Source organism: Lysinibacillus sp. fls2-241-R2A-57 (genome assembly GCF_030209535.1).
In the GTDB taxonomy this organism is placed as follows: domain Bacteria; phylum Bacillota; class Bacilli; order Bacillales_A; family Planococcaceae; genus Lysinibacillus.
Genome location: NZ_JARVRU010000108.1, coordinates 1 through 1,617 on the forward strand (window position 1 = coordinate 1; position 1,617 = coordinate 1,617).

Consider the following 1,617-nt stretch of genomic DNA (forward strand, 5'->3'; position numbering starts at 1 on the left):
AAAGCGTAGCGACAGCAACAAATGTTTTTTGTGCGAAAGCGTAGCGACAGCAACAGGTGTTTTTTTGTGTGAAAGCGAAGCGACAACAACAGGTGTTTTTTTGTGCGAAAGCGTAGCGACAGCAACAGGTGTTTTTTGTGCGAAAGCGTAGCGACAGCAACAGGTGTTTTTTTGTGTGAAAGCGAAGCGACAGCAACAACACGATGTTGGTCACTCAGGCGTTTGAAGTTCTTAGCCTGAGTTCTTCTTTTCAGCGGATGTTTAGAGATCCGCTGAAAGAAGTTAAATAGGCACCTAGGAAAAGGCACAATAAAAAAGCATTGAGTACAATAAGAACCAAACGGATATCGCCTTTAATGCCAAAACTTGCGCTAATTATCCCCATTCCCCCTAATGCAAATGGTGTAAATATACTTATATCGTAAAGGAAATTAAAAAAACTACCATACCATTTTGTTGGATCATAGCCAAACATAAAAAATATAATCATGAAGGACAAGATAGATATAGCAGAAAAGATGTTACGCCTCATTTTAATTCCCCCATTAACAGACCACGATTTGTGTTAATTTTTCAACTTAAAATTCGCTAGTAATGCTCGTCCCACTTTTACTTTAAGCTATAATTTATCATTCTATATTAAATGTTGAGGTGAGGTGAGCACAATGTGAAGCTTCCCAAAACGTTCTATCCGTCGATTTGATGTTTTAATCGGTCGATTCAATGGTTTTATCCGTCGTTTCGGCTCTTCTATCCGTCTGTTCGATAATTCTAACCGTCGCTTGTTTCTAATCGTTTCGCCAGCAGTCTTCTAAGGCAGTTTTTCAATAGGAATGTAGAGGTATCAAAATCTATAAATTTTAGTTAGTATATCATTTCATAAAAAGACATTGAAGTACGTATAAATTTCTTATTACCAAATTACTAGGGGGCAACTGAAACTACAAACAACGATTCCTAGTATAAAAAAGGTACGACAGTAATCACTATTGCGGAAATCAGGGTAGGCTTTTTGTACATGCGACTCGCCTAGGAATTTAGAAAGTGTGGGCAAATGAAAGAGTACATGGCGCTCAAAGGAGATCCACGTATCATGAATGAGGCAAATTAAGCAGATCTAGATGTCGAAATTGAGCTTTAACAACGAAATATCGGTTGCTAGACATCCCTGAAAAGTAATTTAGACCCGCATTCATCTCACCACCTATTGAGGTACGAGACTTCTGTAACTGACGTTGTACTTACCTTACAAGAAATATCTGTAGCTGACGTTGCACTTACGATACAAAAATATTTGCTGAAATAAATTAAATGAGGCAAGAAAAAAAGCATTCGTTGCCATATCGCTACGAATGCTTCGGAACATTTACATCAAGTTGTAAACCAAGGAACCGTAAAAGATTCACAATTAGCTAGTTAAGACCAAAAGTTTTATATAAAGGAAGTTACCTCATAATGAGGGCACTGCTTTCTTAAATTACTTATGCCTATCCAAGAATATTCAAGGCTATAATGCGTTATTTATTTTCACAGAAAAAAGCCACTGATTTCTCAGTGGCTTTTGTGTGCCTAGCGACGTCCTACTCTCACAGGGGGAAGCCCCCAACTACCATCGGC

Annotated in this window: 1 protein-coding gene; it reads right to left on the minus strand. The window is 38.1% G+C overall.

The annotated features are described in order from the left end of the window. Window positions 1-250: 250 nt before the first annotated feature. Window positions 251-532 carry a hypothetical protein gene (locus tag QRN68_RS17085; RefSeq protein WP_285398115.1) on the minus strand — a complete coding sequence of 94 codons (282 nt, stop codon included), beginning with the start codon at window positions 530-532 and terminating at the stop codon, window positions 251-253. Between the last annotated feature and the right edge of the window lie 1,085 nt (window positions 533-1,617).

What these genes read in the sequence shown, in the direction of transcription:
- QRN68_RS17085 (WP_285398115.1), bottom strand. Translation starts at nt 532, where the DNA reads ATGAGGCGTAACATCTTTTCTGCTATATCTATCTTGTCCTTCATGATT.